A 25,602-nucleotide genomic window follows, 5' to 3' on the forward strand; every position below is an offset into this window, starting at 1 on the left:
TAATAGCTAGAACTCTTCCCAACCGTCATCATCCTGTACCTCTGGCTTTGGCACTGGCTTACTTGGCATGGGTTTTGAAACTGGTTTACTCGGGGCTGAAGCTTTAGGAGCCGTCGGCTTAGGTACTGCTGGCTTAGCTTTCGGCTCTGACTTCAGCGAAGGCTCAGGCTTTTTCAGCGCAGGCTTGGCAGGAGAAAGCGCTGGTTTGGGCGCCGTTAAAGCCGGTTTAGGCTTAAACGATGCACTCATCGGCCCTTCATCGATCACAAAATGACTCATGTTAGTGGCCAGCTGATCGGCTTGATTGAGCAGGCTTTCTGATGCCGCAGCAGCTTCTTCTACCAAGGCTGCATTCTGCTGTGTCATTTCATCCATCTGTGACACCGCTTTACCGATTTCATCTAAGCCGGAAGACTGCTCAGACGATGCCGACGAGATGTCATCCATGATGCTACTAACTTGCTTAATCGCCTCGACAATTTCCTGCATGGTGGCACCAGATTTGCCCACCAAATCATTGCCCACGGAAATCTTAGAAGCCGATTCGGAAATAAGCCCTTTAATATCTTTCGCGGCATTGGCAGAGCGCTGAGCTAGCGTTCGCACTTCGGATGCTACCACGGCAAAGCCTCGACCTTGCTCACCTGCTCGTGCCGCTTCCACCGCCGCATTCAGCGCTAAAATATTGGTCTGAAAGGCAATGCCATCGATCATACCAATAATGTCTGAAATCTTTTGTGAAGATTCGTTTATCGAGGCCATGGTTGCGACCACCTGCCCGATCAACTCACCGCCGTCAGTGGCCACGGACACGGCATTGGAAGCCAAGCCCGAACCTTGTAGAGCATTGCTGGAGTTTTGGCGCACAGTACTGGTTAACTGTTCCATACTCGAGGCGGTTTCTTGCAAGTTCGCCGCTTGCTGCTCGGTACGACGGGACAAGTCGGTATTGCCATTAGAGATCTCACGGGCCCCTAAATACACCGCATCGGATGCACTTTTAATTTGCGTAATCACATCGGTCATGGTGACTAGCAAGCCATTCACACCTTGACACAAACTCAATAAGGAACCGGTTTTTCCATCCAGCGATACTCGCTTGGTTAAGTCGTTAGAAATCGCCGCTTCGATGGCTTCGTTGACCTGCTCAACCGCATTTTGCAGTTGCTGCTCAGCTTCCACTTGAGCGGTAATATCGGTCGCGTACTTAGTCACTTTGTATATCTTGCCTAACGCGTCACGAATCGGGCTGTAGATCGCTTGAATCCAGATAACCTTGCCATCCTTGCGCACCCTTGGGAAACGACCGACAAAGTGCTCGCCCGCTTTTAACTTACGCCAGAAATCGCGGTACTCTTCAGATTGCGCATACTCTTTGTCGACAAACATACTGTGATGCTGGCCGCGTACCTCATGTAAGGTATACCCCAGCGCATTTAAGAAGTTATCGTTGGCTTCATAAATCACGCCTTCCAGGTCAAATGAGATCACGGCTTGCGCCTTAGAAATCGCCTCTAGCTGACTCGCATAATCTGCATTTTGATTTTTCTTTTGTGTCACATCCGAGGCAAATTTAACGACTTTAAAAGGCTTACCATATTCATCGAAAATCGGGTTGTAACTTGCCTCAATCCAAATGCGTTTACCTTGCTTAGTAATGCGACAAAATTCACCTGACTGAAACTCACCCGCAGCAAGCTTCGACCAAAAAGCACGGTACTCGTTACTGTTGCGGGTCGCATCATCGACGAACAAAGAGTGGTGTTTACCAACCACTTCATCAAGCGTATAACCCACAGCGTTTAAGAAGTTATCGTTGGCAGATAAAATATTGCCCTTTACATCAAATTCAATCACAGCTTGGGACTTAGATAACGCATCAAGCTGGCCGCGAAGATTGGTCAGCTCGCTTTGCGAGACAATCACTTGTCCCTCTTGTAAGGGTTTAGCAAATAAGCCTTTAAACATAATTTTCGCCTTCTTACCTTGGTTCGTCCGTTATCTAAGCTGCTGTTGCGGTCTTCGCCACATCACCACCCTGTTCGTCATTAAACAGCTTCAAAAATGCCCAGCTCATCACTGGAAATCAGCGCTTCGATATCAACAATAATGACCATACTGTCTTCCAGGGCCGCCAAGCCATGCAAGTACTGGCTATCAAATGCCACACCAAACTCTGGTGCGGGTCGGATTTCTTCATCTTCCAAATTCATTACATCCGATACGCCATCCACCACTATACCCACGATACGATCATGGATATTTAGCATGATGACGATGGTCCACTCGTTATAGGTGGCTTCGCCAATACCAAATTTAATACGTAGATCGATAATCGGCACGATATCACCACGAAGGTTAATCACCCCTTTGATAAAACTTGGCGCATTGGCAATTTTGGTCGTGGCTTCATAACCACGAATCTCTTTCACAGTCATGATGTCCAGTGCATAGGTTTCATCGCCTAAAACAAAGGTCAGAAATTCACGAGTTGGCATAGATGAAACGTTACCCTGCTGCTCTGACGGCATAAGATGGGCCTCCTAAATCTGAACTAATAAACTGAGTCAATGAATCGACATCGAGAATAAGTGCAACCCCACCATCACCCATGATGGTTGCCCCTGCCACACCGTCCACACGACGGTAATGGCGTTCTAAACTTTTAATCACTACTTGCTGCTGGCCCACCAATGTATCCACTACCAAGCCAAATCGATTCTTCGCGGTTTCCACCAAGACGATGATGTATTGCGATAAATCGATGTTGTCGATGCTTTCCTCTCGACCACCAAGCACACGCCCGATATCGACTAAAGGCCAGTATTCATCGCGTGCCCAAAGAATTTTACTGCCTTTAATCACTCGGATTTGCTCTGCCATAGGCTGAATACTTTCAATAATATTCATCAAAGGCACAACAAATATTTGCTCTTCCGCTTCCACACACATGCCATCGAGAATGGCTAACGTGAGCGGTAAACTGATCACAAATTCAGTGCCAATCCCCTGCGATGAGTTGATTTCAACACGACCACCTAAGGATTCGATATTACGACGTACCACGTCCATGCCCACGCCACGACCTGAGATATCCGTGACTTCCGCTGCGGTTGAGAATCCTGGTGCAAAGATCAATTGCCACACCGCCTCATCGGTCAATGGATTAGGCAATTCAATGCCCTTCTCTTCGGCCTTAGCAAGGATACGATCACGATTTAATCCAGCACCATCATCTAGAATAGAGATAACAATTTCGCCGCCTTTTTGCATAGCAGACAAACGTACAGTGCCTTTTTCAACTTTGCCTGCTGCTCTGCGCACGTCGGCATTTTCAATGCCATGATCAACACTGTTGCGGATCAAGTGGGTCAGTGGGTCAGTGGGTCAGAAATTTTCTCCACTAAATTCTTATCGATTTCAGTGCTGGCACCCTCAATCACTAACTCGATTTGTTTATCCATCTTCACCGATAAATCACGCACCAAACGCGGGAAACGGTTAAAGACAAATGAAATAGGCAGCATGCGCACTGACATGACCGCTTCTTGTATCTCACGCGTATTGCGCTCCAGCTCAGCCAAAGCGCCCATCATTTTCTCGGCAACACTTTCCTGAACTTCGTTGCCAATCAAATTCAACATAGACTGGGTGATCACCAGCTCGCCGACTAAATTTACCAGCTTGTCGATTTTGACGGTTTCAACACGAATACTGCTCGCTTCAGTATTTTTCGCATCGCCACCCGCTTTAGTAGGCGCTTTTGCCGTGCTCCTAGATGTCTTAGAAGACACTTCTGCGGCGGCCGTTTCCTCTTTAGGATAAATGCCATAGCCTTTGACATTATCAATCTTATCCTGCTCGTGGCGCGCTTTCATGGCCTCATCAAAGAAGCCATAGCCTTCTGCCTCTGGGGCTTTTTCCGCAGAAGCTTCAGGATTGTCTTCTTGTTTAGCCGCTTCAGCAGGGGGGGCTTGCTCATCCCCCTCTGCAGAAGTGACTTGTTCTGTACTGTCTTCGTCTGAGTGATCGAAGAGGCCAAAGCCCTCTATCTCATCGGTGGTAGAAGGCTCGTTTTCTTCGTTTTCTGAAATGCCTGGAGCATCCTCAAAAAAGCCAAAACCTGCGTCCTGCTCGTCATCATTGGCAATGTTTTCGTCAAAGAAGCCAAAACCCTGCTCGTCTTCTGATTCACCCGACGCCGCAATCTCTTCATCAAAAAAACCAAAGCCTTCATCATCACCGCTGTCCCCTGGCTCGTCAAAAAAGCCAAAACCGTCCTCTTCCTCAGTCTGCTGAGAAGCGGCATCAGCAGCCCCCTGAGTGCTGCCTTGTTGATTCATGGCTTGCGCTAACTCAGACTCTAATCGAGCTTTGCTGGATTCAATGGTGTCCCAATCAATCTCTTCATCATGACGATAGTTATGCAGGATGTCCTTTAACACATCGACCGTTTCAAGCAATACGGTGATCAATTCATTGGTTAACTCAAGCTCTTCGTTGCGCGCACGGTCAAGCATGTTCTCCATCACGTGCGTTAAGCCAGTCATTGCCGTGAAACCAAAGATGGCGCTGCCGCCCTTAATCGAATGGGCAGCACGAAAGACACTGTTAAGCACTTCAATATCTGGTTCAACCACGTCGTAATCTAACAACAGGGTTTCCATTGTCTCTAAGTGCTCTTGCGCCTCTTCAAAAAAGGCTTCATTGAACTGGCTTAAGTTATCCATCAAACTCTCCGTGCAGGACTAGATTGGCTTTGATCGTTAACGCAATACTTTTGATACCACTTCTAGCAATTTCTTAGGATCAAAAGGTTTGACCATCCAGCCCGTTGCACCTGCGGCTTTGCCTTTTTGTTTCATCATGTCGCTCGCCTCTGTTGTCAATACAATCAGTGGCGTGCGTGCGTAGGCCGGCATGGCACGTAGGGATTTAATCAGCGTAATACCATCCATATTTGGCATGTTCTGGTCGGTTAAAACAAAGTCGTAACGCTCTGTCTTACAGAAATTTAACGCCTCTTGACCATCCTTAGCGGCTTTTACCGTGTACCCAGCCCCTTTTAAAGTCATTTCAACCATTTGACGAACAGATGGTGAATCATCAACGATAAGCAGTTTCTTGCTCATAAAGCCCTCTAGTATTCCAAAGTCACATGGGTAGTGTTAGTTATTTGATCATAGGTAAAGGAGTGGCAAAGCGAAGCAATCAGCTTCAAGCCTCTTCCGTATGCCACCTCATCACCCAGATCTTTTAATTTATCTGTCGCGTAGCCCGTTCCGCTATCGCCTAAGATAATCGTTAATTGATGGGATGCCTGATCCCAAGCTAGCGTGATCTTTACTTTATCAGTCGCGCTAAGTGTCGCTTGCCTCTCTTCTCTCATGGACAAGTAAGCAATAAAGTCATCTTCTTTTAATTTCGATGGAATATTAAAAATCCCATGATCGACCGCGTTAACAAACAACTCTGTCATCACGGTAAACACTTTCTGACAAAAGTCTTTATGAAAGCCATAAGTGCCCAGTAACTCGATTAAGTTGTAGGCAAACTTCTCATTGTTTAGCGCACTGCCCGTTAATTCAAAATCAAAGCTAAAGGATCCTGGAAGAGGCTTATTGTCTTCTTCGACTTGCTTGAGCTCTTCCGTTAACCGGTGCAGGTCCAACACCGCTAGGGTCATATCATCGTGATCGTTTAAGTCATCAGTGAAATTTTCATAGCCATGCATGGTATCCAGCAGACCTTTCGGATCATCCAAATTCGTAGCAATCATGTCATACACTTCGTTAAACGCTAAAGTGCGTCCATCCATGACTTTATTTTCGATCAGACCATCACTGAACAAGGCCATTTTGCTGACTTGATCGAGCTCGAACACTTCCATTTTCGTGCTAACCATGTCGTCAGGCATGATACCGATCGCCACATGCTTCGAGGTAACTTTACTTAGGTTGCCCTCGTTATCAAACATGAGTACGGCAGGCATGCCACCATTCCATACCCTGATGGTATTATCGACCAAAGACAGCTCAAGCAATATGGCAGCAACAAAGCGGTTCTGCGGAATACACTGACTGTGTTTGGCACTAAGCTCTTTCAGAATTGCACCTAATGACAAGCCTTTCGCCACCATGGCCGCAAAGGTCGATACCATCGGATAAATCGTCAGTGCGGCGGCCATACCGTGTCCAGTTGCGTCCGCTAATAAGACAATCAAATTACCGTTAGGGGCTTTGGCAGACAGCAGCATGTCGCCACAAAACTTACCGGATGAACGTATCACCGTATCCAAGCCATCCATCTTGCTGGTATGAACTTTTAAGATGTGATCATAGACGTAATGAGCCAGCTCTTCTTCTTGCTCTTTTTCATGAGCAATGCGCTGATACATTTCATTGGCATCAAACAGTGCACGCTCGGTAATAGAGTTTCGAATAAAACTGCGCACCCGACTGGCCAATAAAATAGGATGTACAGGCTTATTGATAAAATCCCGCACCCCTAAATCAAAGAACTCGGCCACACGATTCTGCTCATAATCCCCGGTCATAACAAGAATAGGGATCAAGGGGTGACTGACACGCAGTTTTCTAACTAAAGCCGTTGAATCGCCATCAGGCAAATGAACATCCAACAGAAACAGCGAAATATCGTGCTCGGGAATAAGATTTTCCGCTTCTGATATCGTGGTGGCCGTAACGGTTTGAATGCCTTGCGCCGATAACGACTTGGATACAATCAAACGCGTACTGATATCATCTTCCAGAATTAAAACACTGCTTCCTGATGACATAATAAGTCGCCTATTCGTATTCGAATAAGGTTTGGAAGTTAGCCATTTCTAAAATGTCTTTTGCTGTACCAGTCACATTTCGAACGTAGCCTTTTCCGCCCACTGCACTAATCTTACGACGTAATAACACCATCATGCCCAACGCAGAGGAATCCACATAAGTGACACGGGAAAAATCCAAAACAATATTATTGGTTTTCTCTAGCGCCTGCTCATAGCTCTCTGTGAACCATTTATGCGTACTAAAATCGAATCGTTCCGGAATACTGATAACTACTGACGGTTGCTGAGACATATTGCTTCCTAAAAACTTTAAAATAAATCGATGTCACCACTGCCCACATCCTGCTGTGAAACAGGGTTATGACGTTCTTGGCTGCGTGTTTTAATCTTTTGGAGTTTGTCTTTCATGACCTGTTCAAGATCTTCAAAAGACGTGTTTTTGATACTTTCTAAGTGCTCACCGATAAACTTCAACGTATCGATGGTGTACTCAATATTTTGGCGGTTAATGTCATCGAACTGAAGACCACGGGTCGCGGCAAAGATGGCATTCTCAATCGCACCTGCTAGTTCGTCTAGCTGATTTGTAACCTTGGCATCGCTTTCTGCTTTTTCAACAATGTGCTCCAGCACTTGCTGCATTTTACGCTTCGATTCCATAATGTAGGTTACGTCATGCGCCGCCAAACTTTCCATAGAAGTCGTTAGTGCTGACACCTGCTCCTGAATCTTTTGCAATTGCGATTGGATGGCGACACTGAAGCCTGCTGAGCGATTCGAAAGTGTTCGTACTTCGTCAGCCACTACCGCAAAACCACGACCGGCTTCGCCAGCTCGTGCTGCTTCAATGGCGGCATTTAATGCCAATAGGTTGGTTTGCTCAGCAATATCGTCGATATCTTTCAAGGCTTTTGTCACGACCGGCATTTCTTCATGGATTTCATTTACTTTACTTAGCAAATCCATCGATTCCGCGGACATTTCAACTGTAGTATTGATAAAGCGGTCCAGTGTTTTCGCCGTTTGATCGGCAAAACTTTGCATCACTTCACTGTGACTGCGACAATCGTCGTGGCTATCATTGATCAAGGAGCGAATGCACTCTTCTTGTTGTCGGATCAGGCGGTGGGTATCGTCAAACGATTCGCTTAACAACACAATCGCACTGTGTTGCGTTGTTAGGACATTTTCAAGATCGTCGTTACACACATCTAAGATAGGGACCAATTCATCGTGGAATAGCTTTTGCGCTTCTTTTTTATCCACCAGATTATTTGCTTCAGCGTTAAGCACATCGCTATTAGAAAGGTCGTTTGAACGGTCGTTTGAATCATGCCGCGCAAGAAAAACGAGTAAGGTGCCCGATAACACTAGCACCAACAATGCAGGCCAGAAATAACCGGAAAAACCAAGCACACCCGCCACAACCACTGCGAATATATGTATCAGAGACAACTTCAGCATAGAGACAATCCTTAGTAACCTTTTAACAGCGCCTAGTGCATCTTGCAACTCGCGCCGACGGCATTCGTTAATGCACTCATAGAGCGATTATAAGGCAAAGTTGTTTCAGTGCATCCTTGGCTAACGAAACATTACATTTGCTAAGTAATTAATTTGGATCAGTTTTCTATAAAACACAAGCCTAGCGCTACAAAAAACTACTCTGTGGCAATCCAAAGTATACATAAAAACACTTTCGAAGCCGCGTTTTAGAGAATAAGGCTAGTGTAATATCGTCGCCGCGGTTTAGATAGCGACGAAAAATATTTGCGCCCTTAAAGAGTTGATGCAGATCAACTTATCCAGAAATTATAAAATTTTGTTATAGATCCATATTTCTATGCCAGCAAACCTGCTCAAACACTGTCCACTTCGCCTTTAAATACGAGCAAAGCGTACTCATAATTTGGATGGTCAGTTTTACATTTTTTGAGTCATTATTGATGAGCACTTTGCACATCATCTTCAGAATCTTGATAACGCTCTGCTACGCGATAAAACTCGTTCGAAATTTCCAAGAAAGCCTCCAGCATCACTGGGTCAAAATGACTGCCCTTCCCCTCGACCATGATGGATATGGCTTTTTCATGTGTGAATGGCGGTTTATACACCCGTCGACTAATCAAGGCATCGTAAACATCGGCAATGGCCATTAAGCGAGCCGAAATAGGAATATCTTCCCGCGACAGAGCATCTGGGTAACCGGAGCCATCCCATTTCTCTTGGTGCGAGTAGGCAATTTCTTTCGCTAAGGTAAGCAGCTCATTAGGCTCTGATAATTTTTTCTCAGCCGCTTCGATGGCTTCTCGGCCATAGACCGTATGCAACTTCATGCGCTCAAACTCTTCCGGCGTCAACTTTCCAGGCTTAAGCAAAATGGCATCCGGCACCCCCACTTTACCAATATCATGCAAGGGGGCTGCTTTATAAAGTAACGTAATACGTTCGGGAGTAAGATAGTCTTTGAAAGCGTCTTTTTCGCGAAGCTTTTCGGCCAGTAGTTTTACGTAGAGTTGCGTGCGTCGTATATGATTCCCCGTTTCTGGGTCACGGGACTCGGCTAATGCGCCCATGGCTTCCATCACCACATCTTGTAACTCGTCCAGCTTCTTGGTCCGATCCAGCACCTTTTCTTCGAGCACCTCATTTTGCCGTTGCAATAAATCGCGGGCCTCTTTCAAGATTAGATGATTTTTAACACGCTCCAGCACAATAGGCGGACTAATGGGTTTGGTAATGTAATCAACGGCTCCCATAGCTAAGCCACGTGTTTCATCCTCCACTGCCACCTTAGCGGTTAAAAACACCACAGGAATGTCTTTTGTGCGCGGATCGGCTTTTAAACGCTCACACACTTCATAGCCATCCATACCAGGCATCATAATATCGAGCAGTATAAGGTCTGGGGCATTATCAGCAAATGCCAGCTGCAGCGCTTTATCACCATTGGTCGCAATCTTCGTTTTGTAACTGTCCTTGAGAACGCTATACAGGAGTGACACATTCGCCGGAGTGTCATCAACAATCAATACTGTTTTTTTATCACTCATTTCGTACTCCATCACTGTTACTAACCTAAGCTTAGTTTAGGTTTTTGTGCCGAGCTGTTCCTGTAAACATTCGACGACCAGGCTCACATTAATTGGCTTATCCAGAAAACCAACTGCGCCAAGAGACAACCCTTTCTCCCTGTCCTCATCAGATGTTTTGCCAGTCAAAAAAATCACTGGGATAGCGTTTGTCTCAGGCCTTTCTTTCAAGCGTGAACACACTTCAAAACCGTTCATTTCCGGCATCATAATGTCTAACAAGATCAAATCCGGCTGTGGATCTCGACTGGCTATTTCGAGCGCTTTGATACCGTTCGTCGCAATTTTAGTTCGGTAGTGGTCTTTTAAAGCCGAATTCAGCACTTTGATATTCGCAGGGGAATCGTCTAATAGCAGGATCGTTTTTTGATCGCCATCACTCATCTCAACTCTCCTTTACTGGCACATTTCAGCTTGCCGACCGCAAAATCTCTGCGGCACGCCCAAACTCAAAATCATCAATGGCATTGCGCAGTGCCTCAAATACCTCAGCGTCCATTTGTAAGGCCAATTCATCACTCAGCCCTGCAAACTTATCTAAGGCATCGCCATCATCGTTGTCTAGCAGTGCCAGCAGCTCCTGAATGCCCGCATGAATGTCTGACACAGGCAATTCAGACTCGATTTTTGATAGCACTGCTAAAGCCCCCTCATAATCAAAATTTTCGATTTTCTCAGCAAGCTGAGTGACAAGGTCTGTAGCAACCACTGCATTGATCATTTTCCGGTTTTCAATAAAGCAGTCTTCCGCATCCCCATCATCTTGCTCTAAGTAGCGCCTTAACTGCGTGAGGACAGTCACACACTGCTGTTGAGACGCTGATGATGAAGGCGCGGACGAAGCGACTAATTCGTGCTCAGACTCAAACTCCAGCAGCCCCGCAATCAAGGTCGCCATTTGCTGTGAGAAATCGCTTAAAACGGGTGCAACGGAGTCAAGCTGTTGCTCTGCGATGGCGGTTTCAAGCCGCTTGGCAATGGACTGAATCCCCTCTGCGCCAAGGTTGCCAGCAACCCCTTTGACGGTGTGCGCCAATCGTTCGGCCAAAGCAAGATCCCCTGCAGCAATAGCGGCGTCAATCTCTTCTGCAGACTCGGCTTGATCTTTAATAAAGCGCTGTATCAACTCCCGATAGAGCTTACGATTGCCACCTAGCCTCATCAGGCCTGCCTCGATGTTCAGCTCCTCTAAATTAGGTAGTGCATAGTCCATGCCATCTTGTTGCGCCAATGGAGCCGCTCGCTGCGCCTCACCTAGCCCTTCTCGGGGGGTGATCCATTTAACTAAGGCTTTATAAAGCTCAACGGGGTCGATGGGCTTAGCTATATGATCTTGCATCCCTGCTTCTAAACAGCGCTCTTTATCGCCTGACATAGCGTTCGCTGTCATGGCGACAATAGGTAAATCCTTATAGTGGGAATCATTACGAATTGCCCTAGTCGCCTCAAAGCCATCCATAACAGGCATCTGAAGGTCCATTAGAACAATGTCATAGGGCTTTTCTTTAATACGGTTTAACGCTAATTCGCCATCGCTGGCAATGTCCACCCGCATGCCCGCGCGCTCAAGTAGCTCGGTCGCCACTTGCTGATTGATCTCATTGTCTTCCACTAACAAAATGTTGGCACCAGACACAGACGAGGCAATCGTCTCGTCGCTGGCTTTAGCAAACGATGAGTTAGGTTGTGCGTCACGCCCTAGGGCATACATCGATGCATCCAAAAGCGCCGATGCCGTAACAGGCTTACTCAGCACACTTGATACCGTATCGCCCACACGACGTAGCACTTCATTGGTGTCGTAAGAGGTGACCACGACCACTTTTGGCGGCGATGCTAATTCCGTCATGCTTCTGAGCCGTTTGTTGAATTCTAGCCCATCCATTCCTGGCATTTTCCAGTCAACGAATACAATACTAAATGGGCAACCGGCTTGATCGTTCTTCGCGATCAATTCCAGCGCTTCCGCTCCTGAAGCCACTAGCATGGGCTCAAAAGTTAAAGACTCAGCAGTCTGCTCCAGTATTTGTCGCGCCACTGCACTGTCATCAACAATTAATACCGGCAAGCCGCGTAAATCCGGGTCCGGCAAGATTTCCAACTGTTCAGCGTTTGCATCCAGCCCAAGTTCAACGGTAAAGAAGAAGGTACTGCCTTGGCCAGATACACTCTCCACCCAAATATCACCATTCATCATCTGAGTAAGATTCTTACAAATGCTGAGACCTAGACCTGTACCGCCATATTTTCGCGTGGTTGAAGCGTCAGCCTGACTGAAAGACTGGAACAAACCCGCGCACTGTTCTGGCGTCATCCCAATGCCTGTATCCGCGACACTGATGAGCAGTTTCACATGGTCATCTTTGAGGTCGTCGACAGAGATATTCAGCACAATTTCGCCAGTCTCGGTAAACTTCACGGCATTGTTGACCAAGTTAATCAGAATCTGACCAATCCGCAGCGGATCGCCGATCAAGCCCTTAGGCACATCGGACTCCACCGACAGCAGCAACTGCAAATCTTTCTCTTGCGCTTTCACCAACATCATATTGGTAAGGTTGCTCAGCGTTTCATCTAAGTTGAAAGATATATTTTCCAACTCCAACTTACCCGCCTCTATTTTCGAGAAATCTAAGATGTCATTGATAATCCCCAGCAAGGCATTAGCCGCCGAATGTATTTTGTTGAGGTAGTCTTCTTGCCGAGGCGTTAGCTCCGTCTGCAGAGCGAGATAACTCATGCCGATGACGGCATTCATAGGGGTACGAATCTCATGGGACATATTGGCCAAGAATTCACCCTTGGCTTTATTTGCCTCGAACGCTTCTTCACGCGCTTCTACCAGTTCAGAAATGTCTGTGGAAATACCACCGATGGCATATAGCTTGCCATCGGTATCGTAAACCGGAAACTTGAACGAGACGAAGATATGATCAGAGCCATCTGCAAACTTAATGGTTTCTTCAAACCTTAACGTTTCTCCCGTTTCCGCCACTTGTCGGTCGTTTAAGGCAAACTCTTCTGCGACCTCCTTTGGCAAGATTTCAAAGTCCGTTTTGCCGATCGCCGAATCAAATTTAAGATTTACCACCGACTCCCACACTTTGTTGACCAAAATGTAGCGTCCCTCGATATCTTTCATATAGGTGAGAGCTGGCGAATTATCCAACACCGATTGCAGCAACTTTCTGGACTCAGCCAGCGCCCGCTCCGACTCCTTGCGCTGTGTAATGTCACGCAGAGAAGTCGCCACCAGTAAGCCATTCGAGGTTTCTATTGGACTAAGACTGACCTCAACCGGAATGTGTTTGCCAGCTTTGGACAAGGCTGTGAGCTCCACTTCCTCCCCCATTGAGAGCACCTTGGGTTTGGTCATATAGTTGTATCGGTGCCGCACATGACGCTTGCGAGCGGATTCAGGCATTAACATTTCGACATGTTGGCCGAGAATTTCTTCTTTCTCATAGCCAAACAGTTGCTGTGCCCGACGGTTCAAGATGGTGATTCGACCGTCTTTATCAGTGATCACCATCGGATCCGGTGCCGACTCTAGCAAATTCATAAACTGATCTTTGCTCTGGCTTAACTCTGTTGTCCGCTCTGCCACTTTGATCTCTAAATCGTCTCGGGCGCGAATCAATGACCTTGTCGCACGGGCACCAATCCAAGTATTGATGGCCATCAGGCTTAACGACAGCAGTAAAGCTGCCCCTAACACTAAGTACAATGTCGCTCGAGAAATATAGAATCCACGCAAGGCCTCCGCCTCGGAAATTTCTGTTGCTAAGCCGACACCTAATACTGGATCCCAAGTCCATGAACTGATGACTCGTGTCTCTAAATACCCCAAAGCGCCGTTGGTATTTAAGCCACTATCACCTTCGATTGCATTGGCCACAGGTTGAATAAGGCTTGCCAAGGCTTCAGGCCGCTCTGGCTGAAAAGAGGCCGGGGACGTTAATTGAATATAACCGGGCTCAGTTTGCGGAAGTAATTGCTCCAGTTCTCTTATGAAACGAGACTGAGTCAACAATACCCCAGCACCGTCAAACATGTAGGTTTCACCCGTGTCACCAATACGCCCCTTCCTGAGTATGGCATTGAGCACGCTGTCAGCATCAATGGCCGCAATAATCGCCGCAATCACATTGCCGGAATAATCCACCACAGGGGCCGCAATAAATACCTCAGCGGCTTCTGTGGCAGAGCGTTTAACAGGGGGGATAAACAGCGATTCACCTGCAAACACACGGCTCTTGACCTCACTTAAGATGTGCTCCAAAGATGGGGTATTATCAAACACAGGGGTACCATCTGACAGCACCATATAATATTGCCAATCTTCGCCGCTAACATTAGAGCGCTGCATTAAGGATTCCAGCCCTTCATTATTGGCCGTCCACTCCGCTTGCCGTCGCGCCTCAGCAAACATAGTATTGAGGCCGGCTTCATTAGCAATGACTGTGACTAGCTGTAATCTACTTTGTACCCAGAAACGCAACGATTCATGGGTGGCATGGAGTACAGTCTGCAAAGATTGTCCCGCACGCTCTCTTGCTATGGCTTCCTCTCTTGTCAGTGCACTCCAACTAAGAGCCCAAATCAGCACAAGAATGACACAGAGACCTAGCATGCCTAGAGCACGAAAGCGCCCCGACTGATAAAGCAATAACGCATCACCACCTTTACGACTCAGCCACCAGGCGGCCAATAAAAATATCGCAGCTAAACCTACGGTAATCAAAATCACGCGGATAATCGGGATACCGACTGTAGAAGCCTCAACAACCTGCTCTGTTTCAACATCCAAGCCAACACTGATCCATTTGGAGCGAATACGATCTCGTTGCGCAGGAGTAATGGCTTGAAAAGCACGGTTAAAAATCTCAACTAATTCGGGCCAATCCTTTCGAACCCCGATGGCGAGATCGTAACTAAATTCGGTTCTAAAGTTGTTTTTTAAGTTTGTCAGCCCTAATGCCGCAACGCGATCGAGGGCACTAAACTGATTTGCCAACATGGCATCCAATGTTCCATTGGCTACTTGTTCCAGCCCTTCAGTAAGATTGGCCACTGGAATAATCTCTAACTCTGGGTAATTTTCTTTAAGCCATTGAGAACTGGCATACCCTGTAATGGCACCAAATTTAAAGTCTTGGATATCCTCGATCGAAGTCGCTTTAGGCGTTTCTTTGCGCGTAATGATGACAGTTGGCAGCGATAGGTAAGAGTCGGTAAAGAGAAAGTCATCTTCTCGACTAGGCGTCGGTGTCAGCCCTGGCAAAATATCGATTTCACCCGACTTTGCTTGAGCAATCATCGCGGACCAATTTTCTTCAGACTTCAGCTGGAACTCGACTCCAAGCTGAGCACCGAGCAGCTTTAGGTAATCCGCAATCATACCTTTGTGATGGCCATTTTCATCAAGGAACTCGAAGGGGCGCCAATCATTATCGGCACCAAAGCTGATAACCGGATGATTATTAAGCCACATGAGCTGTTCGTTGCTTAAGTTGGCACGGGAAGTTGACTGTCCCCGGGCTCCGCTCTGCTCGGGCTTGAGCCAATTCGATAAAATAGAGACCCGTTCATCACGAGTAATGGAGACAATCGCCTTGGTCAGAATTTTATGCAGCATTGGCCTATCACCATTTACTAGCATTCTAAGGGGGCTGCTCCCGAGTTCACTGGGGAAGGAACGAAGGCCAGATAAGGCATTTTCTCGTAAGTAGTACTCAACCACACTTTGCGAGTCGATGGTGGCATCCACTTGCCCTGCCAGCACTTGCTCGATGGCTTCAATAATGGAAGAAGTTTCCACAATATTAACTTCTGGCATCGTTTCTTGGATGATGCCGATCGTCGAATAGCCTGATGGGATGGCTAGACTTCGTCCTTTTAAGTCCGACATGGTAGCTATATCGGAACCAGAACGAGTAAAAACAAACTCTCTCAATAAAATGTAGCTAGGCGTATGAAGAGCATACTCACTTCTATCCTCCGAAAAATACGCCGCGCCGATCACATCGATGTCCCCACTTTTGAGTTGCTCATGGAGCTGCGCGTATGCTGCGGGCTCTGAAAAACGGAAGCGTAGTCCAGTTTTCTTAGCGATTAACTCTAAAATATCAATGGTAATACCAACGTGATCGCCTGCTTGATTAATGAAATTAAAGGGTGGCCAATCTACTTCTTTACCCACTAGCACAGTAGGGTTTGCAGCAATCCAAGCTTGCTCAGCCTCGGTCAAACCGATACCACTTGTCACAACCCTATCCAGCGTCATTAAGCTACTCTGTTCAGAGTTTTCAATCACACCAGATAGTTCTTCATCAATAAGGTTGCTAAGACTGTCTATCGCCTCTATTAACTGGCTTTTATTTTCCAAATAGTCTGTCGATTGCAGAAGCGCGATCGCGGTACTAAGATCTCTTCGCCCCACTTCAACTCGAACTCGTTCTTCGATCGCCAACAATGATTCATTGGCTCCATGAATCAGTGAAATAAGACGATCACCTCCCTGATAATTTTCTTTAATAGCAAACAAGGTGTCATCGAACATCTGTGCTGCCTCTTGATATCGAGACAGCCATTGTTGATCGCCTGAGTAGCTGTAAGTGGTAATTGAACTGGTTAAAATCTCATCTTGAAGCGTTAATTCTTGTGTTAGCTCTAACAGTTGCAAAAGCTCATCGGTTGAATTGCGCTCCTCTAGCGCCCAAGCCACTCTGCCAAGGCCGCAAGAAAGCATTAACAAAACCAACAACCCACCGCGTACCAACCGGATTAAGGCAATCATCATAAAGCCTCTCCCTCTTCTGCAAGCTGTGATTGAAAGCCATAACGGGTCAAGATGTCTTTATATTCGTCCGTTACTTTGAACTTAACGATCTCAACCTCCAATTGATCTCTTAGGACGCTGGCGTTGTTATAGGACTTAGCGATGGCAATGGTGACTGGTAAGCGATATACGGGGGTAGCCACTACTTCAAACGCCTGACTGGCTTTTAATTTGGCGGCCGTCTCCATAAAAAACTGACGGTTATTGATCGCTACATCGTACTCCCCCGCTAACAACCCTTTTAACTGAGCCACCGAGTCTGCTTTGTAGGCTTTATTAAGATAATCCGCAGAATCAAAGGCTTTACCGTAGGTCCAGCCGAAATTAACACCGATTCGGTAAGGTGCTAATTGCAGCATATGCCCTGAAAAGTTGATTGAGTGGTCGGCGCGGGTAATGATGTCCTGTGTTTCGAAGATATGGGGAGTTTGAGTGAAGAGCGCGACTTCTGCTCGCTGAGGTGTGTTGCTAAGGTTTGGGTTAATATCGACCTTGCCCTGTCTCATTTCTGCTAACAACAATTGCATGCTGGGATAGCGGCGTACCTTCAACTGGTAACCAAGCTTTTCAGTCACCGCCAAAAGTATTTCGTAGGACGCGCCATGAAAAAGGCCTTGCTGATCTTGATAGTAGAAAGGGGCAAAGTCTTCCGCTAGCCCAACTCTTAGCACTTTATTCTCACTGGCGAGACTGGTTCCAGCGAGCATCAACAGCACTGACAGTACGATAAGTCGTCGTAGTCGTTCCATTCGGCCATATCCCTTAGCATTGCGCTTGCGAGCCATTTCAAGGTTTTAGCACATAAAAAAGCCTTCCACCTCGACCCAAGCAGCTTTGATTTGTTCAACATTGCATTACGATCTATCTATTGAACTATAGTACATCCATCGTTATTTCAAATAATAAGCGACTGATTAAGTCATTTATATTAATGAGATAAAAGCTCTGCACTTTTTGAACACGAGACATAAAGAGGGCTGGACTCTGACATTGTCATGGCAATGTAGAGGGTTATTGGAAGATCACAAGGAGGACACAGAGCACTGTTTTAAGGCATAAAACAGCTGCGCTAGAAACAGAAAAGCCGAGCTTGTGGCTCGGCTTCTGTTGTATGATTTTTGATTTAAAACCACACTTTAAATTCTGGTAGGTCTAAGCAGATTCGAACTGCTGACCTCTACCATGTCAAGGTAGCGCTCTAACCAACTGAGCTATAGACCTAGAAAGTGCTGATTATTATACGCAGTGATTAAACCAGTTCAAGCACTTTAAGAAAAATTTTAAGTGTTTGTTTTTACTTAATGAATTTTCGATTCATCAAGCCTCACCTACATCTTTTAATTTCTTCTGTAAGGTACGTATTTGATCACGATAGCCAGCGGCTAATTCAAACTGAAGGTTCTCTGCTGCAATGGCCATTTCCTTCTGCAGCTGCACCATGGCTTTACGCACTTCGGCCACATCGTCCATGTTTTCAATTTGATAATCTTTCACCTTCTCAGCCACTTTTCGGGTTTGCTTGCCCTTGTTGCGACCACCGGCACCAGGGTTGTACGCCCCTTCAAGAATGTCCTCGACCGATTTGTTAATCCCTTGCGGCACAATGCCATGCTCTTCGTTAAAGGCTTCTTGCTTGGCGCGACGACGAATGGTTTCATCCATCGCGCGCTGCATGGAGCCAGTAATCTTATCGGCGTACAAAATCGCCTTACCGTTGACGTTACGGGCGGCACGACCAATGGTCTGAATCAATGAACGATCCGAGCGTAGGAAGCCTTCTTTATCGGCATCCAATATCGCCACCAAGCTGACTTCCGGAATATCCAAACCTTCTCGCAACAGGTTGATCCCCACCAGTACATCAAACTCCCCAAGACGCAAATCACGGATGATTTCCACACGCTCCACCGTATCGATGTCGGAGTGCAAGTAACGCACACGAATACCATGCTCATGCAAGTAATCGGTTAAATCTTCTGCCATGCGCTTGGTTAGCGTCGTCACTAGCACACGCTCCCCTTTTGGCAAGCGCAGATTGATTTCTGATAACAAGTCATCGACCTGAGTCGCTACTGGACGTACTTCAAGCTCAGGATCAATCAGACCTGTCGGACGGACAATCTGTTCCACCACCCAGTCTTGGTGTTCTTCTTCATACTTGCCAGGTGTCGCCGAGACAAAGATGGTTTGCGGTTTAATCTGCTCCCATTCTTCAAAACGCATGGGGCGGTTATCTAACGCCGAAGGTAAACGGAAGCCATATTCCACTAGGTTTTCTTTACGGGAACGGTCACCTTTGTACATGGCACCAATTTGCGGCACGGTGACGTGAGATTCATCAATCACTAACAACGCATTATCGGGAAGGTAATCAAACAGCGTTGGTGGTGGCGCACCTTCAGGACGCCCTGATAAATAGCGCGAGTAGTTCTCAACGCCCGAACAATAGCCCAGCTCCTGCATCATTTCTAAGTCATAGTTAGTGCGCTGCTCTAAACGCTGCATCTCCACCAACTTGTTTAACGACTTCAATTGCTCAAGGCGAACATCCAACTCTTTTTTGATCTTTTCAATTGCTTCTAGAATGGTTTCACGGGGCGTGACATAGTGGGTCTTCGGATAAATGGTAATACGAGGTACTTTGCGGATAGTACGGTTAGTCAACGGATCAAACACCGCTAGGTTATCCACTTCATCATCAAACAGCTCGATACGAATCGCTTCATCCTCGGAATCCGCAGGAAAGATATCGATCACATCACCGCGGACGCGGAAATTACCACGCTCAAACACCATATCGTTACGGGTGTATTGTAACTCTGCTAAACGACGCAATACCGAGCGTTGATCAATACGATCACCGCGATCAAGGTGCAACATCATTTTCAAATAGGACTGTGGATCACCTAGGCCGTAGATCGCCGACACGGTCGCGACAATGATAACGTCTTCCCGTTCAAGCAAAGCCTTAGTCGCCGACAAGCGCATCTGCTCAATGTGCTCATTCACCGAGGCGTCTTTCTCTATGAAAGTATCCGATGCAGCAACATAGGCTTCCGGTTGGTAATAGTCATAGTAGGATACAAAGTATTCAACGGCGTTGTTTGGAAAGAACTCTTTGAACTCACCATACAGCTGTGCCGCCAAGGTTTTGTTGTGCGCCATAATAATGGTTGGCCGCTTCACCTCAGCAATCACATTGGCAACGGTAAAAGTTTTACCCGATCCAGTTACCCCCAGAAGCGTTTGATGCGCTAAGCCTGCATCCACCCCTTGCACCAGTTTCTTGATAGCCCCTGGTTGATCACCAGCCGGTTGATATTGCGAAACAACTTGAAACTCTTGCGACACTTTTACGCCCTATCCTATTTATTCCGAACGACCCCAAGACTACCAAATTTACTGACATACGTCTTAACTAGAAGATGACATTAGAAAGAAACAATATAAAAGCCCAAACAGCTAGTCCAAATCGCTCTATCTTCAATATTGCTAATATAAAACGATTTATATACCATAAAGGAATATCCTTATAACCTTTAAAGAGGTAACAGCATGTCTAGCCAACCACTTGTCCAAGCATTTTTTGATGAAGCCACTTTTACGGTCTCCTATGTCGTCAGCGATAAGGCGACTAAAGCCTGTGTCATTATCGACTCTGTTTTAGATTACGATCATGCCTCTGGCAACACCTCTACCGCTTCAGCTGACGACATCATTGACTACGTGAAGAATGAATCATTGACCGTTGAATGGATCTTAGAGACCCATGTGCACGCTGATCACTTATCGGCCGCGCCCTATCTAAAAAGCGCCCTTGGCGGCAAAATCGTGATTGGAGACAACATCACCACAGTGCAAAATACGTTTGCCAAGCTACTAAACGCTGAACCACAATTTGCACGAGATGGCTCTCAGTTTGATCACCTAGTGCACGAAGGTGATACGCTAGCCTTTGGTGAACAACGTGTTGAGGTATTACACACCCCTGGTCATACCCCTGCTTGTGTAACCTATGTTATCGGTGATGCAACCTTTGTTGGCGACACCTTGTTTATGCCCGATTACGGCACCGCACGCTGTGATTTCCCTGGCGGTGACGCAGCAACGCTTTACCGTTCAATCCAGAAGATTTTTGCCTTACCTGAAGCTACTCGTCTATTTATGTGCCATGACTATAAGGCCCCAGGGCGTGAAGAATACGTATGGCAAACCACCGTCGCCGAACAACAAGCCAACAACGTGCATATTCATCAAGGCATCAGTGAAGACGACTTTTGCCAGATGCGTACCAGCAAAGATGCCACCTTGGCGATGCCGCGCCTGATTTGGCCATCGGTTCAAGTCAATATGCGCGCGGGGGATCTTCCACCTGCAGAAGAAAATGGTACCCGCTACCTTAAAACCCCGATTAACTTGGTATAAGGCGCACCATGAATCGATTACACCGCTATTTGCCTGCCAGCGTCTGGTTGAAAGACTATACTCGCAGCGACATGCAAACCGATATGATGGCCAGTCTTATTGTCACCATCATGTTGATCCCGCAAAGCTTGGCCTATGCTATGCTCGCCGGCCTTCCGCCAGCGGTAGGTTTGTATGCCAGTATTCTGCCGTTGGTGGCTTACGCTCTATTTGGTTCAAGTAGAACGTTGGCCGTGGGACCGGTTGCGGTGGTATCGATGATGACAGGGACGGCAGCACTGCAGTTTGCCGCCCCTAACACAGCGGAATATCTCACGGTGGTGATTCTGCTAGCCGCTATTTCTGGCTTGTTTTTGTTATTGCTTGGCTTATTTAAGTTAGGTTTTTTGGCCAACTTATTAAGCCATCCGGTGATTTCTGGCTTTATCAGCGCTTCAGCCATTTTAATTGCATTAGGTCAGGTAAAGCATATTCTTGGCATCAAGGCTTCGGGACACAACCTAGTCGAAATGCTGGAAACCATGTGGCACAACTTGTCTAGCACCAACATAACCACCGTTGTGATTGGTGTCGGCGCTATTATTGCGCTGCAGCTACTACGCAAATATTTCAAAGCCATCTTAATAACGTTTGGACTGTCCAATCAGCACGCGCAACTGGCCTCTAAAGCCGGCCCTGTTTTAGTCGTGGTGATGGCAACTCTGGTCGTTGCTCTACTGCAACTGGACCAAGCTGGTGTTAACGTCGTCGGCGATGTCCCCAGCGGCTTTCCGCCTTTGGCTTTGCCAAACATGGATTTCCACTTGGCTGTGGAGTTACTGCCTGCGGCCATTTTGATCAGCATTGTTGGTTTTGTGGAATCGGTTTCCGTGGCCCAATCCTTTGCTGCTAAACGTCGTCAAAGCATTGACCCAAACCAAGAGCTCGTTGGCCTAGGGGCCGCTAACCTGAGCTCGGCTTTCAGTGGTGGCTTCCCAGTCACTGGTGGATTTTCACGCTCAGTGGTGAGCTTTGATGCCGGTGCCCAAACCCCCATGACCGGTGTGTTTACCGCTATTTTAATCTTATTAACCCTGAGCTTTTTAACGGGGGCATTTTATTACTTACCCAAAGCGGTGTTAGCAGCCACCATCATCGTCGCCGTCGTGCAACTGATCGACTTAAAAGGCTTTGTTGAAGTGTGGCGCTATTCAAAACAAGACGCCAGTGCCTTGATTGCCACCTTTTTAGTGGTGCTATTAGTGGGTGTAGAAGCCGGCATCATCACGGGCGTAAGCTTATCTTTGCTGCTGTTCCTATGGCATGCCAGCCACCCTCATATTGCGGTGGTCGGTCGCGTTGCAGGTACCGAACACTTTCGCAATGTGGAGCGCTTCCAAGTAGAAACCAACAAAGAAGTGTTAACCGTACGCATTGATGAAAGCTTATTCTTTGCCAACGCTCGTGTCCTGGAAGACAGAATCACCCAGCTAATCGCTAACAATAAAGACGTCAAAGAGGTGGTGTTAATGTGTACGGCGGTGAATATGGTCGATGCCAGCGCCTTAGAAAGTCTTGAAATGATTTGCGAACGTTTGCACTCCACCGGTATTCGTTTGCATTTATCAGAGGTAAAAGGGCCGGTGATGGACCGCTTAAAAGGCTCTAGTTTGATTTCCCATCTCAGTGGCAATATTTATCTGACTCAGAACCAAGCGTTTGAAGAGCTCTGCCAGAAAGAAGGGTGATCCTAAGATCACCCTTCTTTTGTCAACTTCCATTAATGAGGGTCTAGATTACTCTGGCGTTTTGATCTGCAGAATCATGCGATTCTTATCCAGTAATGCAGGACCAATGCCTTTCACCTTGGTCAAGTCATCCACCGTGACAAACGGACCATTTTGATCACGATAGGCAATAATGGCGTCCGCTTTACTCTCTCCTACCCCATTGAGCGCGAGGGCTAATTGGTCAGCGGTGGCGCTATTCAAATCTAGCGGCTCAGCCGCAAAGGTCGCCATAGGAAAAACACACAGAGATAACGCCAATAGGCGCTTAATTGAAAGCTTCATTTGCATACTCCTTATGCTGAATAATGGCTTCATGCCAAAAATAAAAAACCGATCTGGAGGGATCGGTTTTTAGAGTAGCACAACAAATCAACTGTACAAGCTTTAACCTGCCACACCTAACTCATTATTGACTTGGGTTAAGACTGCAATCGGATCCGCTGCTTGTGTAATGGGACGACCCATCACCAAGTAATGGCTGCCCGCTTGCATTGCCTCACTCGGCGTCATGATGCGTTTCTGATCGCCTTGATCAGCCCCTGCAGGGCGAATCCCTGGTGTCACCAAGACAAAATCCTTGCCCAAGGTCTCTGACAACATTTGTGATTCTTGCGCCGAACACACCACACCGTCCATGCCAGACGATTGCGCCAATTTCGCTAGACGCATAACGTGATCACGTGGCGATAGGTCGATACCAATTTCAGATAAATCCGTTTCATCCATACTGGTTAATACAGTTACCGCAATCAACAACGTATTGTGATCATGAATTTGTGCCAGCGCATTGGCAGAGGCTTCCATCATTCGACGACCACCACTAGCGTGTACGTTCACCATCCAAACGCCTTCTTTTGCAGCGACGGATACCGCGTTCGCGACAGTGTTTGGAATATCGTGGAATTTAAGATCTAGAAAAACATCAAAGTCTAGCTTGTGAAGTTCTTCCAAGATCGCTGGACCTGCTTTGGTAAACAGCTCTTTACCGACTTTTACGCGACACAATGCTGGATCTAAGCGTTTTGCCATCGCCGTAGCTTGTTCGATTGTCGGATAGTCTAATGCTACAACGATTGGAGATTGGCAAGTCATGAAAATTCCTCTGATATAAAGTCTACTCCCCTTCTAAGCCATGAATTGGCTTAACAGTCCCCCAACTCTTGCAACTTGGACATTGCCAGTGCAGTTGGTGTCCCGAAAAGCCACACTGTCGACAGCGATGCTTCGGTTTAGAAGAGGTTAATTGCTCGATAAGTTCGTACAAAACACTTAGGTTTTCTTGGTCGTGCCCCTCGGAGTCAGCGCGCTGCATATCAATCAGCTCTTGGAACCCCTTAATGGTTGGGTGGGCACGTAATTGCTCTATTATAAACTGTTCTGCGAACTCTTTGTCATCCTGAGCGTAATGTTCTGTCAAAGCACGAATTAAAGTGGCCGATGGGTGCTTTTTCAACTGCTCTTGCAAGAACTTAATGTAGCCACCGCCACCCCATACCTGCAAAAAACACTCGCGCAGTTTAGGGATAACAATGGGCAGAAACTCGTGGTCTTGATCGGAAACGTTTTTGAGTTCTTTGATCGCATCTCGGTAACGCTTTTGGCTGATGTAGATATCGGCTAGGCCAATGCTGGCACGGACACAGTCGATATCCACCTCAATGGCGGCTTTGTATTTCTGGAATGCTTGGGTCCACTGTTCTTTGGCAATGGCTTCTTCTGCTACCTCGCAGTAAAAGTGTGCCAAACGCTGGGCTTGCCTGCGACTAGGAAAGTCTAATTGCAATTGATGGGCAATACGGATGGCCTTATCCCAACTCTGCTCAAACTCGTACAAATCCACCAGCAGAGTATAGATTTCTTTTTGAAATTCGGTTTTGCGAGCGGCGATATTAAGCAGCAGTCGTTCGGCGCGATCCAATAAACCTGCCGACATAAAGTCACTGGCCAATTCCAGCTGCACCAAGCGGGTATCTCGAGGGGAAATATCTGGGCGTGCCAGCAGGCTTTGATGAATATTGATGGCTTTTTGAATCTCACCTTTTTTGCGGAACAGATTGCCCAAAGTCAGGTGGATATCAAAGGTGTCAGAATTGACTTCTAGGGAATCAACAAAGGCGTCAATGGCTTCCGATTGTTGGCCATTGAGAAGGTGGTTTAAGCCCCGAAAGTAATCATTCGGGACTTTTTTTAACTCTTGTTTTTGGGTTTCTTTGTCGCGGCGCCGCCCTAACATCCAGCCGATGAATAAAGCGACAAAGAGAACAACAAATAAGCCCCACTCGGTCAAGGGACTACTCCCGCTCCGACAATTCTGAAGATAGGGACGCTTTGCGTAGATTGTCGATTTCAGATTGCAGGCTAACCAGCTGCTTAGATTTCTTACGTACATTGCGCTCCAAACGGAACAGCAAAGCACTAGAAGAAGCAAGCGCTAAAACGATACCCACGGCAAAGGCAATGATCATATACAAGGCTACACTCAGCTCTGGCGATTGCCACAGCACAAGATCCAAGCTAATGACTTGACCGTTACGGATTGCGAAGAAAAGACCGATAAATAAGAAAAAAGCTAGGGCTACTACTAGCACCACTCGCTTCAGCCACTTAAGCATAAAACACCCATATCCTGCGTTATTCGGCTTATTATGCCGTTGAGCAGTGAAAAATTCGATA

The 25,602-nt window shown here is 46.9% G+C and carries 19 protein-coding genes and 1 tRNA gene; 2 read left to right on the plus strand and 18 right to left on the minus strand.

What is annotated here, in order from left to right; genetic code table 11:
* Positions 1-6 precede the first annotated feature (6 nt).
* The 14 genes from MAQ5080_RS05795 to uvrB form a co-directional block, all read right to left on the minus strand.
* Positions 7-1,968: a methyl-accepting chemotaxis protein gene (locus MAQ5080_RS05795; RefSeq protein WP_082861026.1), complete on the minus strand. Its 1,962-nt coding sequence runs from the start codon at positions 1,966-1,968 to the stop codon at positions 7-9.
* An 80-nt stretch (positions 1,969-2,048) separates the two neighbouring features.
* Positions 2,049-2,531 carry a chemotaxis protein CheW gene (locus MAQ5080_RS05800; RefSeq protein WP_067206818.1) on the minus strand — a complete coding sequence of 161 codons (483 nt, stop codon included), beginning with the start codon at positions 2,529-2,531 and terminating at the stop codon, positions 2,049-2,051.
* Positions 2,509-3,324 (minus strand): chemotaxis protein CheA, encoded by an 816-nt coding sequence (locus MAQ5080_RS17570; protein ID WP_231870792.1) that lies wholly within the window; start codon positions 3,322-3,324, stop codon positions 2,509-2,511. The genes MAQ5080_RS05800 and MAQ5080_RS17570 overlap by 23 nt, the downstream gene beginning before the upstream one ends.
* A 47-nt stretch (positions 3,325-3,371) precedes the next feature.
* A complete protein-coding gene (locus tag MAQ5080_RS17575) occupies positions 3,372-4,730 on the minus strand; it encodes an Hpt domain-containing protein (protein ID WP_231870793.1) in 1,359 nt (452 codons plus the stop codon).
* Positions 4,731-4,766: 36 nt separating this feature from the next.
* Entirely contained in the window at positions 4,767-5,132 is a 366-nt protein-coding gene (locus tag MAQ5080_RS05810; protein ID WP_055463302.1) for a response regulator, read from the minus strand.
* Positions 5,133-5,140: 8 nt separating this feature from the next.
* Positions 5,141-6,799, minus strand: coding sequence for an ATP-binding SpoIIE family protein phosphatase (locus MAQ5080_RS05815; RefSeq protein ID WP_067206820.1), 1,659 nt, complete (start codon positions 6,797-6,799; stop codon positions 5,141-5,143).
* 10 nt (positions 6,800-6,809) lie between these two features.
* Positions 6,810-7,094, minus strand: coding sequence for an STAS domain-containing protein (locus MAQ5080_RS05820; RefSeq protein WP_067206823.1), 285 nt, complete (start codon positions 7,092-7,094; stop codon positions 6,810-6,812).
* Between the two features lie 17 nt (positions 7,095-7,111).
* Positions 7,112-8,266, minus strand: coding sequence for a methyl-accepting chemotaxis protein (locus tag MAQ5080_RS17665; RefSeq protein ID WP_067206827.1), 1,155 nt, complete (start codon positions 8,264-8,266; stop codon positions 7,112-7,114).
* A 476-nt stretch (positions 8,267-8,742) separates the two neighbouring features.
* A complete protein-coding gene (locus MAQ5080_RS05830) occupies positions 8,743-9,855 on the minus strand; it encodes a response regulator (protein ID WP_082861027.1) in 1,113 nt (370 codons plus the stop codon).
* 36 nt (positions 9,856-9,891) lie between these two features.
* Positions 9,892-10,278, minus strand: coding sequence for a response regulator (locus MAQ5080_RS05835; protein ID WP_067206834.1), 387 nt, complete (start codon positions 10,276-10,278; stop codon positions 9,892-9,894).
* Between the two features lie 25 nt (positions 10,279-10,303).
* Positions 10,304-16,696, minus strand: coding sequence for a response regulator (locus tag MAQ5080_RS05840; RefSeq protein ID WP_067206837.1), 6,393 nt, complete (start codon positions 16,694-16,696; stop codon positions 10,304-10,306).
* A complete protein-coding gene (locus MAQ5080_RS05845; protein WP_067206841.1) occupies positions 16,693-17,484 on the minus strand; it encodes a substrate-binding periplasmic protein in 792 nt (263 codons plus the stop codon). Before MAQ5080_RS05845 ends, MAQ5080_RS05840 begins: the two co-directional genes overlap by 4 nt.
* Before the next feature lie 395 nt (positions 17,485-17,879).
* Positions 17,880-17,956: transfer RNA gene (locus MAQ5080_RS05850), tRNA-Val, on the minus strand.
* A 96-nt stretch (positions 17,957-18,052) separates the two neighbouring features.
* On the minus strand, positions 18,053-20,086 hold the full coding sequence (gene uvrB / locus MAQ5080_RS05855; protein WP_067206844.1) for an excinuclease ABC subunit UvrB: 2,034 nt from the start codon (positions 20,084-20,086) through the stop codon (positions 18,053-18,055).
* A gap of 204 nt (positions 20,087-20,290) precedes the next feature.
* Here uvrB and MAQ5080_RS05860 point away from each other — a divergent pair, with 204 nt between their 5' ends.
* Both MAQ5080_RS05860 and MAQ5080_RS05865 read left to right on the plus strand, forming a co-directional pair.
* The gene (locus MAQ5080_RS05860) at positions 20,291-21,160 is read left to right on the plus strand and encodes an MBL fold metallo-hydrolase (RefSeq protein WP_067206847.1); all 870 of its coding nucleotides are present in this window, start codon (positions 20,291-20,293) and stop codon (positions 21,158-21,160) included.
* Positions 21,161-21,168: 8 nt separating this feature from the next.
* Positions 21,169-22,887, plus strand: a complete 1,719-nt coding sequence (locus tag MAQ5080_RS05865; protein ID WP_067206850.1) for a SulP family inorganic anion transporter — start codon at positions 21,169-21,171, stop codon at positions 22,885-22,887.
* Between the two features lie 48 nt (positions 22,888-22,935).
* On the opposite strand, the gene MAQ5080_RS05870 is transcribed toward MAQ5080_RS05865, so the two are convergent.
* The 4 genes from MAQ5080_RS05870 to MAQ5080_RS05885 all read right to left on the minus strand — a co-directional run bounded on the left by MAQ5080_RS05870 (position 22,936) and on the right by MAQ5080_RS05885 (position 25,541).
* The gene (locus tag MAQ5080_RS05870) at positions 22,936-23,211 is read right to left on the minus strand and encodes a ComEA family DNA-binding protein (protein WP_067206853.1); all 276 of its coding nucleotides are present in this window, start codon (positions 23,209-23,211) and stop codon (positions 22,936-22,938) included.
* A 102-nt stretch (positions 23,212-23,313) separates the two neighbouring features.
* Positions 23,314-24,021 carry an orotidine-5'-phosphate decarboxylase gene (gene pyrF / locus MAQ5080_RS05875; protein ID WP_067206857.1) on the minus strand — a complete coding sequence of 236 codons (708 nt, stop codon included), beginning with the start codon at positions 24,019-24,021 and terminating at the stop codon, positions 23,314-23,316.
* 22 nt (positions 24,022-24,043) lie between these two features.
* Positions 24,044-25,216, minus strand: a complete 1,173-nt coding sequence (lapB, locus tag MAQ5080_RS05880) for a lipopolysaccharide assembly protein LapB (RefSeq protein ID WP_067206860.1) — start codon at positions 25,214-25,216, stop codon at positions 24,044-24,046.
* Positions 25,217-25,220: 4 nt separating this feature from the next.
* Positions 25,221-25,541, minus strand: coding sequence for a lipopolysaccharide assembly protein LapA domain-containing protein (locus MAQ5080_RS05885; protein ID WP_067206863.1), 321 nt, complete (start codon positions 25,539-25,541; stop codon positions 25,221-25,223).
* Positions 25,542-25,602 lie beyond the last annotated feature (61 nt).

It is taken from the genome of Marinomonas aquimarina (genome assembly GCF_900089755.1).
GTDB classification, from domain to species: Bacteria; Pseudomonadota; Gammaproteobacteria; order Pseudomonadales; family Marinomonadaceae; genus Marinomonas; species Marinomonas aquimarina.